This window comes from Brumimicrobium sp. (assembly GCA_023957385.1).
In the GTDB taxonomy this organism is placed as follows: domain Bacteria; phylum Bacteroidota; class Bacteroidia; order Flavobacteriales_D; family Crocinitomicaceae; genus Brumimicrobium.
In genome coordinates, this window is sequence record JAMLGZ010000001.1 from 872,148 (window position 1) to 888,760 (window position 16,613).

The 16,613-nt window shown below is 33.5% G+C and carries 13 protein-coding genes; 10 read left to right on the forward strand and 3 right to left on the reverse strand.

All coding sequences use genetic code 11. The features are described from left to right. The first annotated feature begins 15 nt into the window (after window positions 1–15). The 9 genes from M9897_03815 (at window position 16) to M9897_03855 (ending at window position 12,718) form a co-directional block, all read left to right on the forward strand. Window positions 16–537: an OmpH family outer membrane protein gene (locus M9897_03815; GenBank protein MCO5268005.1), complete on the forward strand. Its 522-nt coding sequence runs from the start codon at window positions 16–18 to the stop codon at window positions 535–537. Window positions 538–562: 25 nt separating this feature from the next. Further along, window positions 563–1,087 carry an OmpH family outer membrane protein gene (locus M9897_03820; GenBank protein ID MCO5268006.1) on the forward strand — a complete coding sequence of 175 codons (525 nt, stop codon included), beginning with the start codon at window positions 563–565 and terminating at the stop codon, window positions 1,085–1,087. A 61-nt stretch (window positions 1,088–1,148) separates the two neighbouring features. Further along, on the forward strand, window positions 1,149–1,970 hold the full coding sequence (gene murI / locus M9897_03825; protein MCO5268007.1) for a glutamate racemase: 822 nt from the start codon (window positions 1,149–1,151) through the stop codon (window positions 1,968–1,970). A gap of 2 nt (window positions 1,971–1,972) precedes the next feature. Then, on the forward strand, window positions 1,973–2,482 hold the full coding sequence (locus M9897_03830; GenBank protein ID MCO5268008.1) for a gamma carbonic anhydrase family protein: 510 nt from the start codon (window positions 1,973–1,975) through the stop codon (window positions 2,480–2,482). 184 nt (window positions 2,483–2,666) lie between these two features. Further along, a complete protein-coding gene (locus tag M9897_03835; GenBank protein ID MCO5268009.1) occupies window positions 2,667–6,440 on the forward strand; it encodes a carboxypeptidase regulatory-like domain-containing protein in 3,774 nt (1,257 codons plus the stop codon). A 36-nt stretch (window positions 6,441–6,476) separates the two neighbouring features. Beyond that, window positions 6,477–10,670, forward strand: a complete 4,194-nt coding sequence (locus tag M9897_03840; GenBank protein MCO5268010.1) for a T9SS type A sorting domain-containing protein — start codon at window positions 6,477–6,479, stop codon at window positions 10,668–10,670. Between the two features lie 32 nt (window positions 10,671–10,702). Next, window positions 10,703–11,767, forward strand: a complete 1,065-nt coding sequence (locus M9897_03845) for a PorV/PorQ family protein (protein MCO5268011.1) — start codon at window positions 10,703–10,705, stop codon at window positions 11,765–11,767. A gap of 88 nt (window positions 11,768–11,855) precedes the next feature. Further along, window positions 11,856–12,329, forward strand: a complete 474-nt coding sequence (gene greA, locus M9897_03850) for a transcription elongation factor GreA (GenBank protein ID MCO5268012.1) — start codon at window positions 11,856–11,858, stop codon at window positions 12,327–12,329. Beyond that, complete coding sequence (locus M9897_03855; GenBank protein ID MCO5268013.1) at window positions 12,329–12,718, forward strand: HIT family protein; 390 nt, start codon at window positions 12,329–12,331, stop codon at window positions 12,716–12,718. The genes greA and M9897_03855 overlap by 1 nt, the downstream gene beginning before the upstream one ends. Window positions 12,719–12,720: 2 nt before the next feature. Here M9897_03855 and ruvC read toward each other — a convergent pair whose 3' ends face one another. Then, window positions 12,721–13,284 carry a crossover junction endodeoxyribonuclease RuvC gene (gene ruvC / locus M9897_03860; protein ID MCO5268014.1) on the reverse strand — a complete coding sequence of 188 codons (564 nt, stop codon included), beginning with the start codon at window positions 13,282–13,284 and terminating at the stop codon, window positions 12,721–12,723. Window positions 13,285–13,466: 182 nt separating this feature from the next. On the opposite strand from ruvC, the gene M9897_03865 reads away from it, so the two are divergent. After that, entirely contained in the window at window positions 13,467–14,498 is a 1,032-nt protein-coding gene (locus M9897_03865) for a glycosyltransferase (GenBank protein ID MCO5268015.1), read from the forward strand. Here the strand turns inward: M9897_03865 and M9897_03870 are convergent. Both M9897_03870 and M9897_03875 read right to left on the reverse strand, forming a co-directional pair. Continuing rightward, complete coding sequence (locus M9897_03870) at window positions 14,484–15,713, reverse strand: hypothetical protein (GenBank protein MCO5268016.1); 1,230 nt, start codon at window positions 15,711–15,713, stop codon at window positions 14,484–14,486. The genes M9897_03865 and M9897_03870 overlap by 15 nt on opposite strands. Window positions 15,714–15,901: 188 nt before the next feature. Next, the gene (locus tag M9897_03875) at window positions 15,902–16,411 is read right to left on the reverse strand and encodes a cytochrome c (protein ID MCO5268017.1); all 510 of its coding nucleotides are present in this window, start codon (window positions 16,409–16,411) and stop codon (window positions 15,902–15,904) included. Between the last annotated feature and the right edge of the window lie 202 nt (window positions 16,412–16,613).

The following is a 16,613-nucleotide window of genomic DNA, read 5'->3' on the forward strand; positions in this document are numbered from 1 at the left end:
TCTAAAATTAGTAATATGAAAAAGATTATCGTAGTTTTCCTTGTTTGCCTTTTTGGTACAGCATTTGTTTCTATGGGACAGAAATATGCGTATATCGATTCTGAGTTTATTTTGGAAAGTATGCCTGAATATACTGAAGCAAAAGAAGAATTGAACAAATTAGCAGTTAGATGGCAAGCAGAAATTCAAGAAAGATATAAGCAAATTGAAGATAAGAAAACAGAATTTGTAAGAGTAGAAGCTATCCTGCCAGACGAGGAAAGAGATAGAAGAAAACTAGAAATTGAAAAGTTAGAATCTGATGCAAGGGAAATGCAACAAGTAAGATTCGGTGTGAGTGGAGATTTATTTGCAAAAAGAAAAGAATTAATCGAACCTATCCAAGATAAAGTATTCGAAGCAATTGGAGAAGTAGCAAGTAGTCGAAACTTTAGCTTTGTTTTTGATAAAGCAAACCAATCTAATCTTATATTTGCCGACCCTAAGATGGATATAAGTAAGCAAGTTTTACAAAAATTAGGAATAAAAGGAAAATAAATAATAATAAATTGAAATAAAAATCATGAGAAATTTAATGTTAATAGCACTAGTAGTTTTAGGATCTTTAGGAACTACATTTGGTCAAACTACAATCGCACACGTTGATTCACAAAAGGTCTTAGATACAATGCCTTCACGTAAACAGGCTATGCAAGAGTTAGATAATTTTGAAGATAAGGCAGTAAAAGAATTACAAGAAACTCAACAAAAGCTGCAAGATGATTATAATAAATTGCAACAAGAAAAGAATACAATGAGTCCTACAGCTGCTCGTTTTGAAGAAGAAAGATTGATGAGAAAATCTCAAGAATTTCAAATGAGACAAGAGGAATTGGATAGACAAATGAAGGTGTTAGGACAAGAGTTAAATGCTCCTATTCTAGAAAGAATTCAATCTGCTGTTGAGAAAGTTAGCAAAAGTTTAAAGATTGACTATGTATTAGATACATCTTCTCTTTTATATAGCGCTGGAAAAGATATTACTGATTTAGTTATAAAAGAGGTATTAAAGATGGAGCAGGAAGCTACTGTTAAAACAGAAAAATAAAATTGATAAATATATTTGAGGCCCTGATAAATTTTATCAGGGCTTTTTTGTATTTTTAGGCATGCTAAAACACGGATTGATTGGATTTTTTGATTCAGGTTACGGTGGACTTACTGTACTGAAAGAAGTACAGGCACTTTTACCTCAGTATGATTATTTATATTTAGGGGATAATAAACGTGCGCCTTATGGAGAAAAAACGCAACAAGAAGTGTATGAATATACATGGGAATCTATTCAATATTTGTTTTCACAAGGGTGTGAACTCGTGATACTCGCTTGCAATACAGCTTCTGCTAAAGCATTAAGAAGAATTCAACAAAATGATTTATTGGCTTTTCCTGATAAGAGAGTATTGGGAGTGATACGTCCTAGTGCGGAAATAGTTGGAACCTATAGTCAAACAAATCAATTGGTTGTGCTGGGAACAAGAGGTACTATTTTATCCAATACTTATTTAGATGAATTCAATAACCATAGTCCACAAACCATTGTGCATCAATATGCTTGCCCAAGTTGGGTACCTATTATTGAATCAGGAAAACATGCCTCCAAAGAAGGATTGAATTTGATTAAAGAGGATTTGGATGCTATTATAAAATTATATCCGCAAGCAGATGTAATTTTATTAGGTTGTACACATTACCCGATTATTCAAGATTTTATACAAACATATTTGCCTTCAAAGATAAAAGTTGTTAGCCAAGGTGAAATTGTAGCCGCATCATTAAAAGATTATTTGAATAGGCATGATTGGCTACAGAAAAAATTAACTCAGCATGCATCTAGTAAGTATCTCACGACTGGAAATCCAGCTGATTTTGAGAAACAAGCAAAAGATATATTGCGTTTAAATATTAAGGTTGAACAAATTAAATTATAAAAATGGCTCTTATTAAAGAATGTAGAGGACATACTCCTTCTTACGGAAAAGCATGTTGGTTTGCTGAAAATGCTACCATTTTAGGAAATGTAAAGATGGGAGATCACTGCTCCGTATGGTATAATGCTGTGGTTAGGGGAGATGTGAATAGCATTGAAATGGGTGATTATTGTAATGTACAAGATGGAGCTGTGATACATTGCACGTATGAGCGTTCTAAAACCATTTTAGGACACTATGTTTCTATAGGTCATAATGCAATTGTGCATGGATGTGTTGTGGAAGATAATGTGTTGATAGGAATGGGGGCTATTGTAATGGATAATGCTAAAGTTGGCTCAAATGTCATTATAGCTGCTGGTGCTGTAGTTTTAGCAGATACAATTATCGAGTCAAATAGCATTTATGCAGGTGTTCCAGCAAAAAAAATAAAAACATTATCGAAAGAAGCTTTTGAAGGAGAGGTGAGGAGGATTGCAGAGGCTTATGTAATGTACTCAACTTGGCAATAATTTAGTAAATGATTCAGATTTTAAAAGAATTTTGTTAAACAATTATGTATATAATTTTCACTTGTTATATTTGTGCAGATTAAAAAATATTTTTTTATTTTAGAAGAAGTGTTAAATATTCATAAAGAAATTATGTATATTTACCGCTTACAATTTATTTAGATAGTAATTAATATTTAAACTTATGATACGAAAGCTCTACTTTGTGTTTCTAAGCATCACATTATCAGTAGGAATATCCTTTGGACAAGCTGGTAGTGGATCTATTAAAGGATCTGTTATTGATAGTAAGTCAAATAAGCCTATAGAAATGGTTAAGGTTGTTTTATACCAAGGAGGTATTATAAAAGGAGGAACAGATACAGATGAAAATGGAAAATTTGAATTCCCATCTATTACTGCAGGTTCCTATGATGTTGAATTTAGATCTTCTGAACATCAGCCATTAAAATTATCTGGTGTAGGTGTGTCTTCTGATCAAATCACATTCTTAGATAAAACCAAATTATCGAAACCAGATGATGTATTAAATCTAGAAGAGGTAGAGGTTGTAGCATATAAAGTCCCTTTGATTAAAAAAGATGGTGCTGCACAAGGTTCTACGGTAACTAGAGAAGATATCGCAAAACTTCCTATTCGTACTGCTGCTGGTGTAGCTGCTACAGTTGGAGGGGTTAACGAAACAGATAATGGAGAAATATCAGTGAGAGGTTCTCGAGAAGGAGCAACTTACTATTATATTGATGGTATCAAAGTAAGAGGTTCTTCTAACTTACCAAAATCTGCATTAGAGGAAGTTCAGGTAATTACTGGGGGGGTTCCTGCTAGTTATGGTGACGTAACAGGTGGTATTATTGCAGTAACTACAAGAGGTCCTTCTTCCGTTTATTTTGGAAGTATTGAAGGAGTTACTTCAGGTTTTTATTTTAAAGGAAAAGACCCAATCGGATATGATGGTAAAGTTTATGGTTTAGATAACTATGCATATAATCTTGTAGAAGGTATGGTTTCTGGTCCACTATGGATGAGAAAAGATAAAGATGGTAATAAGACAGAACCTATTTTAGGATTTTTATTATCTGCCACTTATAATTATCAAAAAGACCCAAGACCATTAGCTGGTGGTTCTTGGAGAATTAAGAAAGAAGCAAGAGAAGCTTTATTAAATGAACCTTTACGTCCGTCTTCTAGTGGTTCTGGTAATTTTGATAACTCTAACTTCTTAAGAATGGATGATTTTGAAAAGACAAAATTCAAAATGAATTCTCAGCGTACAGTTATTTCTGCTGCTGGTAAGATTGATGTAAATACAGGACCAACTGTAAACTTGACATTCGGAGGATCTTTGAACTATAACTATGGTAAAGTTTATAGCTACTATAATTCACTTTTCAACTTTGAAAATTTTGGTAATCAAGATGTGCTAGACTGGAGAGTTTATGGTCGTTTTAGACAAAGTTTTAAAAATACAACTGAAGGTTCTAGCTCAAAAGTAAAAAGCTTCTATTATAACTTAATGGTTGACTATTCTAAGTCTTATAATAAGTTATATGATGACAAACATGGGTATGATATATTTAATTATGGACATGTTGGATACTATAATACTACATGGGAACCAACTTTCTCATTTAATTCTTCTGGTGATAGTTTAGTGCAAGATGGTTTTAAATCTGTTATTGTAGATTATACACCTTCTGATATAAATCCAACATTTGCTGCTATTACTAGTCAGTATTATAAAATGAATCCAGATCCAATTGGAAAATATGAAAACTTACAGCAGATTAACCAAAATGGAGCGTTGAGAAATGGAGATAGATTGTCTGATGTGTATGGTCTATGGTATAGTTTAGGTACTCCTTATGGAGATCTTTATAAATCAGAAAATGATCAGTTAAGAGTAACAGGTTCTGCCTCAATTGTTGTAGGAGGACACAACATCTCTTTGGGAGTAGAATATGAACAGAGATGGGATAGAGGATGGGGGTCAGGAAGAAACTTCTCTTCATCAGGACAAGACCCAATAGGAATTTGGACTATTGCACGTCAGTATATGAATAGCCATATTTCTGAGTTAGATCTAGATAATCCTATTCTTTTAGGTAGTGTGGGTGGTTATCCAAAAATTGGTTATAACAGATTGAATACAGGATATGCAGCAAATGCTGGTAATGGTAATTATGGAGGTGCTGCTCACAATGATGAGCAATATTTCTTTGATTATAATTTCAGAAAAGAAATTGGTTTAAATCCTGCCGGTAATGACTTCGTAGATATCGATGAATATGACCCAAATGTTTTTAGTCTAGATATGTTCTCAGCTGATGAGTTATTTAATCAAGGGCAAAACTTTATCGGATATTACGGATACGATAAAAATGGTAAGAAAGTAAAAGGAGTAACTGATATTAATAAGTATTTCAATGACTTTGATGAGAATGGTAACTATAAGAGATTTGTAGGTGCATTCCAGCCAACTTATATTGCGGGATACATTATGGATAAATTCTCTTTTGATAATATCGTATTTAACGTAGGTGTACGTGTGGACGTATTTGATGCAAATCAACCAAAATTGAAAGACCCATTCTTATTCTTCAATGCAAGAGACGTTAGAGAGGCTAAGAAAGTAAAATCACAAGATCCATCTAACTATGACTGGGTAAATATTCCAGGAAGTATGGGAGAAGATTATGTAGTGTACGTGAACGATGTTACAAATCCAACTCAAATCAATGGATTTAGAAGTGGAGAAACTTGGTATGATGCAAATGGAGATCAAGTGCAAGACCCTTCTGTTATCAGAGGTAGTGCAGGTATTGCTCCTTGGCTAACTAATCCAAGTCAAACAACACCAACTGCTGATGCATTTGAAGATTATAAAGTAGCTATAAACGTAATGCCTCGAATAGCTTTCTCTTTCCCTATTTCGGATGAGGCTAACTTCTTTGCTAACTATGATATCTTGACAAGAAGACCAAATACAGGAATACGTTTTGATCCAATCGATTATCAATTTATCACTACAAGAAGTGGATCTATTATTAATAATGCAAACTTACGACCTGAAAAAACTATTGATTACTCTTTCGGTTTCCAACAAGTTGTAACAAGAACTTCTTCTATTAAAGTAAGTGCATTCTATCGTGAACAAAGAGATATGATTCAGATTAGAAACTTATTTGAAGCATATCCTTCTACATATAAAACTTATGGTAACAGAGACTTCGGTACTGTAAAAGGTGTTACTATAGAATATGATTTAAGAAGAACAGGCAATATCCGTTTGACTGCAAACTATACCCTACAGTTTGCTGATGGTACAGGGTCTGATGCTAATTCAGCATTATCTTTTGTTAACTCAAACCAGCCTGACTTAAGAACTATTTATCCTCTTTCTTATGATCAAAGACACTCTTTTGCATTTACAATTGACTATCGTTATGGTGATGGTGCTGACTATAATGGTCCTTCGATTAAAGGTGTAAAATTATTTGAGAATATGGGACTTAATATCGTAACCTTAATTAATTCAGGTTCACCTTATTCTAAGCAAAAGAATATTAACTCTGCTGCTATGATTAGTCCTAGCTCTAGTCAAATGACAGGAACTTTAAATGGTTCTAGAAAACCTTGGACGTATAGTTTAGATTTACAAATTGATAGAACTTGGGAGTTACAATTTGGTAAAGATGAAAATAAGAAAAAATACGCTTATTTGAATGTTTATTTAAGAATCACCAACCTTTTAAATCATAAAAACGTAATCAATGTGTATAGAGCAACAGGTACTCCAAATGATGATGGATACTTAGCTGCAGCTGAATGGCAAAACTCTATCCAAAGTAAATTGGATGAGCAGTCTTTCAGAGATTTATATAAAATGTCTGTAGAAAACCCATACAATTATAGTATGCCTAGAACTATCAGATTAGGAGTTAAATTTGATTTTTAAGTATTGAGATAAAATAAGAAACATAAAATTATGATTATGAAAGTTTTTTTAGCAACGTTTTTCTTTTTAGGCTTATCAATCGGTATATATGCCGAACAAGATCCTACGAGTATAGGAAATAAGAATGGTACGAAGCCAACTGGAAATATATACGATAAAGCAAATTGTCCACCTTCTAATGCTAGACTCTTTATGGACTTCAATGATGTTAAAGCACTTGTAGAAGTTGGGGGGTCTCTTTGGCAAAATAGACAGACTAATTCGGCTTCTTATGAAGTTCCTGCAGGAAGTGGTAATAGAGTTTTATATTCTGGATCTATCTGGATGGGAGGTACAGACGTTAATAACCAATTAAAGTTGGCTGCAATCTTATTTAGACAGGGTGAAGAATTTTGGGCTGGACCTCTTTCTCAAAATGTGGGCTCTGGTAACTATGACCCTATGCAACCTGTGGGATTTGATGCAATCCGTGATTATGGTGCGGCCACTATCGATCCAGATGTTTGTATGCAATATGATAAATTCTTTACTATTGCTAAACAAGAAGTAATCAACTATACATTAGCATTCCAATGTAATCAAAATCCGGATTGTGATGATGAATTCCCACTTTCTAATGATGCATTAAATAGAATTAATAATTGGCCAGCACACGGAGATGTAAGTAGAGGGCAAGATTTTTACTTAGCTCCTTTTTATGATGCGGCAATTGGTGGCGGTACAGGTGATGGTATATATGATCCTACTCAAGGAGATACTCCTTGGTTTGATGATATTTTAGGAAGAGATGATGTTGAATGTGGTATTGATAGACGTGTTACATTATTCGGTGACGTTACGAATTGGTGGGTATTTAATGATAAAGGAAATATTCATACTGAGACAGGAGCAGATCCTATTGGTATGGAAATTCACGCACAAGCATTCTCATTTGCCACAAATGATGAGGTGAATCGTATGACTTTCTATAATTATGAAATGATTAACCGTAGTACACAGACTTTATACAATACTTACTTCACACAATATGCTGACCCAGATGTTGGTTTCTCTGAGGATGACTATATTGCTTGTGATGTATCTAGAGGTCTTGGTATTGCTTATAATGGTGATAATTTTGATGAAGGACAAAGCGGTGCTCCTGGATATGGTGATAACCCTCCTGCGGTAGGTATTGATTTCTTTGAAGGACCTTATCAGGATGCTGATGGAAAAGATAACTTAGGACCACATAGAATTACAAATCCTGATGGCACTAAAACTTATGTTGTACCTACTGTTGCTGATGCTATTGCAGACAAAGGTATTGTGTACGAGGGAATTGGTATTGGTTATTCAGATGGTATTATTGATAATGAGCGTTTCGGTATGCGTCGTTTCAATTACTTTAGTCGTCCAGACCTTGCCCCATCTTCTGCAGAGGATGATCCTAAAACTGCAGGAGACTTCTACAACTATATGACAGGAAAATGGAAAGATAATTCCAAAATTTACTATGGAGGTACAGGATATACAGGAAGTAATGGGGTAACTTCTATTGAATCTAGATATACTTATCCTGGTGATTCTGACCCACTTCATTGGGGAACAGATGGTGTTGATCCTGGATTTAAATGGTCAGAAATCAATATCGATGGAAATAATGCTTCGAATACGAAGAATGACCGTCGTTTCTTACAAACAGCTGGACCATTTACTCTAACTCCTGGTGCGGTAAATAACTTAACAGTTGGAGTTGTTTATGGACGTGCATTTGAAGGGGATGCTTCAAAATCTATTGATGTGGTTAGAAAGAATGATACTAAAGCGCAAGCTTTATTTGATAATTGTTTCAAAATTATGGATCCTCCTACAGCTCCAGTTTTGAAAATTGTTGAGTTGGAAAATGAGTTAGTTCTTTTATTGGATAACCCTTATGGAAATAATGTTAATGAAACTTTTGCTGAAGAAGATAATATTAATATTCCTGATCCAGTTGACGGCTCTTCAATAGATAAAGTATATACGTTTGAAGGATATCAGATTTACCAAATGAAAGATCTTGAATCAGGCGTTTCTGATATTGGAGATGTAGATAAGGCTCGTCTAGTTGCACAATGTGATATTGAGAATGATATTAAGCGAATCATTAATTTTGAATACAATGAAAGTCTCGGATTTTCTGTGCCTGTTGAAAAGGTGAATGGAGAAAATCGTGGCATCAGACACTCATTTAGTATCACACAAGATGCGTTTACTAATAAGAAATTAGTAAATCATAAGACATACTATTATATTGCTATAGCTTATGCTCATAATGAGTTTAAGCCTTATAGCCCAACTGACCCTGATTTAGTTGATGGACAGCAAATTCCATATATCAGTTCTCGTTTAGGTTCTGACGGAAAAGCTATTAAAGCAAAAGCAGGTATTCCACATTCTCCTAAGCCAAATAATGATGGTACAATTGCTGGTTTGCCTTATGGCTCTTCTCCTCAAATTACAACTCTTGATGGTAGAGGAAATGGTGGTCGCGCAATTGATTTAACAAAAGCGTCTGAAGACTTTATTGTAAAAAATGGTTCCATAGATACTCCTACTTATCAAGTTGGTAAAGGACCTATTGATGTTAAAGTAATAGATCCAATTAATCTAGTTGGTGGTTATTTCTTGTTAACTTTTGATAACTACACAAAAATTGATACTGCTAGTTGGACACTTTCTAGATATTCTTCTAAAGGAGGTGAACTTCTGGGTTCTATTAAATCTCAACGTTCTATTAGTTATAAAAATGAGCAATTGATTCCTGAATGGGGTATATCTGTAGCTATAAATCAAGATTTCTATCCTTGTGCAGATGGTAGCCCAAATTGTAATTTTAGAGCACGTTTAGCTATTCCAATTGAATCTTCTATTTCTTTTGCTGACTCTTCAAAGAGATGGTTGTCTGGAGTTCCAGATGTTACATCTTTTGATCCTAGAAACTGGATTATGTCTGGTAGCTATAATGAAACTTCTGCATGTAATCCTGATGCTGGCATTTATAACCCTTGTTGCTATAATGATTTAGTTGGTGCCGATCCACAAAGATTATTTGCAAAATTAATTAATGGTACTGTAACGCTAGGACAGGTTGCTCGAAGAAATGATTGTGGATATACTCCTATTGGTTTACCGACTACTGCAGGAATAACTAATTCAACTTTCAGTTCTTTATCTTCTCTCGAGATGCCTTCAGTTTATCAAACGAGTGTGGATATTGTATATACCTCTGATAAATCTAAATGGACACGATGCCCTGTTATAGAATTAGGTATAGATCCAAACTTAAACTTAAATGGAGGTAAACCTGGTTTATTGCGTAAGAGCCCTTCTGTAGATAAGAATGGTAAAAAAGTTGGTGATGCAGGATATAATGCTTCTGAGGCTGACCCTGATGGAACAACTCCTACAGGTATGGGTTGGTTCCCTGGATATGCTATCGATGTTGAAACTGGTAGAAGATTGAATATGGCTTTTGGAGAAAATTCCTTCTTATCCGGACAAAACGGTGCTGATATGATTTGGAATCCTACCACTGATATATTTAATCAAGATGGATTCCCTGTATTAGGAGGACAACATATTGTATATGTATTTGGTAAAATTAATGGTACAATGCCTGTGTATGATGAGGGTGTATTTGTACATACAAATCTAAAAGCTGAGAATTCAACTGGATACAAAGAAGTATATAAAAATTTATCTTGGGTTGTGAATCCATTATTGGCTACTGGACAAAAGTTATTATCTACTGATGTTAGAATGAGAATTCGAATTAATCAACAGTATGATAATTATTCAATGACTGGTGCTTTTGGAGGTAAGCCAACTTATGAGTGGAATATGAATAAATTCCAAACTATTAAGAATGATAAGGAAACCCTAGCTGATGTATTAGATATGATTAATGTAGTTCCAAACCCTTATTATGCTTATTCCGAGTATGAAAGAGGTCGTTTGGATACAAGAGTGAAAATTACAAACTTACCTGAAAGATGTAAAGTGAGAATCTATAACACTTCTGGTAAATTAATTAGAGCTTTTGATAAAGATAGCCCAATAACTTCTATTGATTGGGATTTGAAAAATGGAGATAATATTCCTGTAGCTGGTGGTGTATATATCATTCATGTTACTGTGGAAGGTGTGGGAGAGAAGGTTGTTAAATTCTTTGGTGGAATGAGAGCACCAGATTTGGAAAACTTATAATAATTAGAAACTGATACTAAATTTTGTAAATAATGAAAATAACAAAATCGATAATTAGTAGTTCCTTAATTCTTGGATCATTCTTGTTGAATTTGAATCTTTATGCGGGAAATGAAGACCGAATTGGTTCGGCAGGTGCTAGTGAAATTTTAGTAAACCCTTGGGCACGTTCATCTGCTTTTGGTTCAGCAGGTGTTGCTAGCACAGAAGGAATTGAAGCTCAATTCTCTAATATTGCAGGACTAGCCTTTGTGGATAAAACTCAAATTAAGTTTAATTATACAAATTGGTTGGGGAGTGCTGGTATTTCTTTAAATTCTGCCGGTATAGCACAGCGTGTTGGAGCACAAACTGTTATAGGTGTTTCATTTCAAGCTTTTGGCTACGGGGCAATTGATATAACAACAGTTGATTTGCCAGAAGGAGGTATTGGACAATTTACACCTAGAAAAAATATAATCAATGTTGGTGTAGCACATACTTTCTCTAATTCTATCTATGCAGGTTTGAACATGAAGATTGTTACTGAAAATATAGCGAACCTTCGTACTTCTGGAGTGGCTTTTGATGCAGGTGTTCGTTATATTACAGGTAAAGAAGAGCAAGTTAAGTTTGGTATTACATTACGTAACGTTGGAACTCCGATGACCTATAAAGGTGACGGACTTTCTAAAGAAATTATGTATCAATCAACTAGTGGTGTTGCTACTATGGTTCAAAGATCTGCTTCTTTTGAAATGCCTTCTTCTTTAGCTCTTGGTTTTGCTTATGATTTTAATTTCAATGAAAATAATAAGTTGACATTAGGACTTGCTTTTGTGGCTAATTCATTTACTAATGACCAATTAAATGTTGGTTTAGATTATGGTTTGTCTTTTGGTAAAGCCGCATTAAATATTCGTGCTGGTTATGTAGGTGAAAAGACAATCTTTAGTAAAGATAAAAGATCTACTAGTCTAACTGGATTTACAGCAGGTGTATCTGTAGATGCTCTTTTAGGAGAAAAGAAAATGCCGCTTGGATTTGAATATGCAATGCGCTTATCTAATCCATTTGGTGTTATTCACTCTTTTGGAGTTTCTTTTAGTCTAAAATAAATTCGTCAAAAAAAATTAAAGTAATTAATATGTTTTATTGCGAGAGAGTCATTGGCTCTCTTGCTTTTTGTTTTATAAACTTGAAAATATGGCACAAGTAAATTATTATACAAAAGAAGGCCTAAATAAATTAAAGGAACAATTAGTGGATATGGAAAGTGTTCAGCGGCCAAGAATATCCCAACAAATAGCGGAAGCAAGGGATAAAGGAGATTTGTCTGAAAACGCTGAATATGATGCTGCTAAAGAGGCGCAAGGACTCCTTGAAATGCAAATTGCTAAGTTAAAAGAGGTAATTGCTAATGCACGTTTGGTTGATGAATCAGATATTGATGCTTCAAAGGCACTTATTCTATCTACTGTCCGTATTAAAAATATGACTAATAAAGCAGAAATGACATATACCTTAGTTGCTGAGAATGAGGCTAATTTACAAGAGAAGAAAATTTCAGTAGAATCACCTATTGGAAAAGGCTTGCTCGGTAAATCTGTGGGTGAAATTGCAGATGTTGAAACTCCACGCGGTATTATTCAGTTTGAAATTATGGAAATTACCAGATAATGGCAACAATCTTTTCAAAAATTGTAAGTGGTGAAATTCCTTGTTATAAGATAGCAGAGAATGATGAATTCTTAGCCTTTTTAGATATTCAACCTCTTGTAAAAGGGCATACACTTGTTATTCCTAAAATCGAAATTGATTATATTTTTGATATCGATGATGCACTCCTAGGTAGGTATATCAATTTCTCTAAAGAGGTTGCTAAAAAGATGAAACGTGTCCTTGAGTGTAAAAAGATTGGGATGACTGTCATTGGTCTTGAAGTTCCTCATGCACATATACATTTAATGCCAATTAATGGGATTGCTGATATGGATTTCAACCAGCCTAAACTAAATCTTGCTGCTTCAGAAATGGAAATCATTGCTAAGATGATTCGAGAAGCTTAGACTTATTTTGGGGTTTTATCTCTTTTAGGATTTTCTGAAATGAAGGCTTCCCAATTGGAAGTCTTATTTTTGTTGTTTTCTCCTACTCCTTTTGAGTTATAATGGCATATTGCGGCAGCTAACCCATCAGTTGCATCTAAATACTCAGGGAGTTCTTTCATGCCTAATAAACGTTGAATCATGGCAGCAACCTGTTCTTTACTGGCAGCTCCTTGCCCTGTAACTGATTGTTTGATACGTCGTGGAGTATATTCTTCATAGGGAACATTGTGACTCAGAGAGGCTGCTATACAAACTCCTTGTGCTCTTCCTAACTTCAACATAGATTGCACATTGTTACCAAAAAATGGAGCCTCAATAGCCATCTCGTCCGGTCTAAATTCTTTAATTAAACTATCAATGCGATCATATATTTTTTTGAGCTTATCTGGTTGATTGGACAATTTCTTTAGTTGTATGACTCCATAGGTAAGTAAGGTCATCTTGGTGGCCTGAATATGAATGATACCATATCCCAAGACAGTCGTGCCCGGGTCAATTCCAAGTATTATCCTATCTTCTTTCATACAAGTATCTTGTTTAAACAAATGTACAAAGACTTTGACTCTTTTCTCCTTATAAACTGAATAAATAATCTCCATATCTTAATTTAGAGATAATTAACTATCTTTGATTGAGTTATTGTATGCTGTATTTTTCATTTATTTATATTCTTTTTGTTTCTTTTTGCCTCCTCTTTTTAAGCGGATTGTATTTTATTTCAAAAAGACGAAAAATTCAAAGATATAGCCTGAAATTAGATGATATTACTTTACTAATTCCATTCAAAAATGAAGAATCTAATTTACCTCAATTATTATCTGCTTTAAGTAAACAAAGTGAACATCCAAGTCAAATTATTTTTGTTGATGATCATTCTTCAGATGCTTCTGTAGAGTTAATTTCCAAATTTATTGAAGGAAAAGACCATTTCCAGCTCTTGTCCTTGCCAACTTTTCTTGAAGGGAAGAAAGCGGCTTTGAATTATGCAATACAGTCAATTGAAACGGAATATATTTATACAATAGATGCTGATGTTAGTTTTGAAGCTATGTTGTTTTCTTCACTTGCTACACTTCCTTCAGTAGATTTGATATCTCTGCCTGTTAAAATGAATGGTAGTTCATGGATTGGGAAATTGGCAGCCCTAGAATATCATCAATTTAATGCTTTAAATTATCTTTTATCTGCTGTTTATCCAATTTCTATAAGCGGAGCAAATCTTCTAGCGAAAGTAAATAAAAAAGAATATCAAATTCAACTTGAAAATCATAAGCATATCGCATCTGGTGATGATTATTTCCTATTGAAAGATATGCGTATGAAAAGGAAAGATATTATGTATGTAAATTCATCTCAAATGTTGGTTGAAACCCCATCTCCTAATACATTCAAAAAATATCTTATACAAAGAGTGCGATGGTTATCCAAAACAAAATCAACTATGGAATGGGGAGAAGCAATTATTGGATTTAATATTACCTTTTACTTTTTAGGAGGTTTCTTTGCATTAATTATTTCAGGTTTAAACCAAGCATGGGATACTTTATTTCTTATTTTTTGTTTACGATTTCTAATAGATGGAATGGTGTATGTACATTATACTCATGTTTGGAAGCATAAGAAAGAAATATTTTTACTTCCATCTATGCAATTCGTGTATCCAATTCTGTTTTTAGTTGTATTTATATTATCACTTTTTTATATTCCTTCGTGGAAGGTGAAATCAATCAAGTCTTGATGAATAATCTTTCTTAAAAAATTGTGAAAATAAAATAACTGTTATGGAACCTACAAGGAGTAAGCTTGCTAAAAATAAGGATACATTAAATATTTGAAAAGGAATAACATACAAGCCAAAAATAACAGAGGCAGGTTTATAGAAAATAAGTATTTCTGTTAAGCTAAACCCCAGAACATAAGCGATAAGATATTTTTTAGATAGATATATAAATTTAAAATGTTTAAGTAATACTAATAGAGGCATTGTAATAACTCCTAAAAATACCCAATGTATAAATCCAATAGTTAAGAACTTGTTTTTTACAATTAGAGCAGCAATATCTGGAAAAGCTCCAATGAGTTGCATGAATAACTTAATGCTGGCTAGTACAAACCCCCATTTTAAAACAATAATAATGCGTTTATCAATAAATTGATAAGCTTTTTTAATTCCATCTCGTAAGGTATGATATAGATATACGAATGAGCCAATTTGGATGGCAGCACCAACAATAGCTAATATATAAATAATAGAAGGGGGTTCAACGAATAGTATAGATAATAAATAAGTAATATTCACACCTATATTAAAAGAGATAAGGAATTTCCTAAATAGATTCTTATCAATTTCTATGTGATTGTCTTCAAGTAATTTTACAACAATACCAATAACTCCAAGTAGCATCCATGCATTATATTGATAGTGTAAATATAAATAGATGGTTGAATGATAAAGGGGAGAAGAAGAACCTAAAGTTCCCATTACCGCTCCAATACCCCAAGGTCCAATACTTGAAATAATCAAGTATATGACAGCATATTTTATAAGCTTATAGGAATTTGTGCTTTTAATTTCCTTGGGGGTATATTTAAAGAATGCCCAAGCATAAAAGTAACTTGCAATTAAATATAGAGTGGAAAATATGATTGAGATAAGTGCATATCCCTGAAAAGGAAAGCTTGCTAACATTCCTACAATTGAGACAAGCGTATTGCCAAATATAAATCGATATGTTTTTTTTGGAATGGAATTATTAAGATATAATTTGGTGATTATAGTGATTAAGGCTAAATAAACCCATCCAGACATAGCTATATGTGAATGTGTATGTACAACGTATTTATATACAAAATTCAAATTTTCAACTGCAGTATATCTTAACATTAATCCTAACATGATAGCTGCTAAAAATGAACTTAGAGCTATTTGAATATGTTTGTCATATCTTATCATCTGTTATTAATCTAAATTGTTGTATCAATATAAGTTATTTTGGGTAGGTTACAGTATGAAAGTTTAAAAAGAGAAAGAGATAAAACGTAGTGTAACATGTAAACCTCGCTCTATCTCTTTCTTAAAAATCAATCGCTAAATTCGATTAATTCATATTTATACGTCTATTTCTTAATTTTCAGTTCTTATTATAAAGTTCTGAAGTATTCAAGAATAGCGCGAGCTTCTTCCTCGTCAATTCCTTGGTTAGACATAGGAGAACCGTTAAATTCTTCTAATAGTTCTTTAGCCAAAGCATTTTCTTGAAGCATTTTATCAGGATTGATAATCATGTTCATAACCCATTCAGGAGATCTACGCTCTAAGATTCCTTTTGGAGCTGGACCAATGAATTTTTCAGCTGGCTTATGGCAAGAAGTACAGTGAGATTCGTAAATTTCTTGACCTTCAGCAGCCATTGCTTGATCAATGTCATCAGAAATTGTTAAGCTAGTAACTGGACCTACACCTTTGTCGTCTAATACAACTCTGTGAGAAGGAAGGTCGCTATTAGCATCACTACCACCTGTAGATTCAGTTGCAGATGCATTAGGATTTGCAGGTGTGTTTCCACCGTCATTGTTAGCCTCGCTTCCGCCTCCACAGCTATAAAGAGAGATTGCTAGTAAAACTAATCCAAGTTTAAAATAATTTTTCATAATACTTTTTTTGTTTTGATTAAAATATAACACTTGCACAAAATAGACGTATTTATCTTGCACGGCCGAAATTTACTAAATTTATAGGAGAAAATCTGCAACTTTCATAAAAAGATATGTGAATCTTCTATCAAGAAAATTTCATAGAAGATTATCTGTCGTATGTTGTGCAAAAACAGGTGTTTACCGAAAGGACAAAATA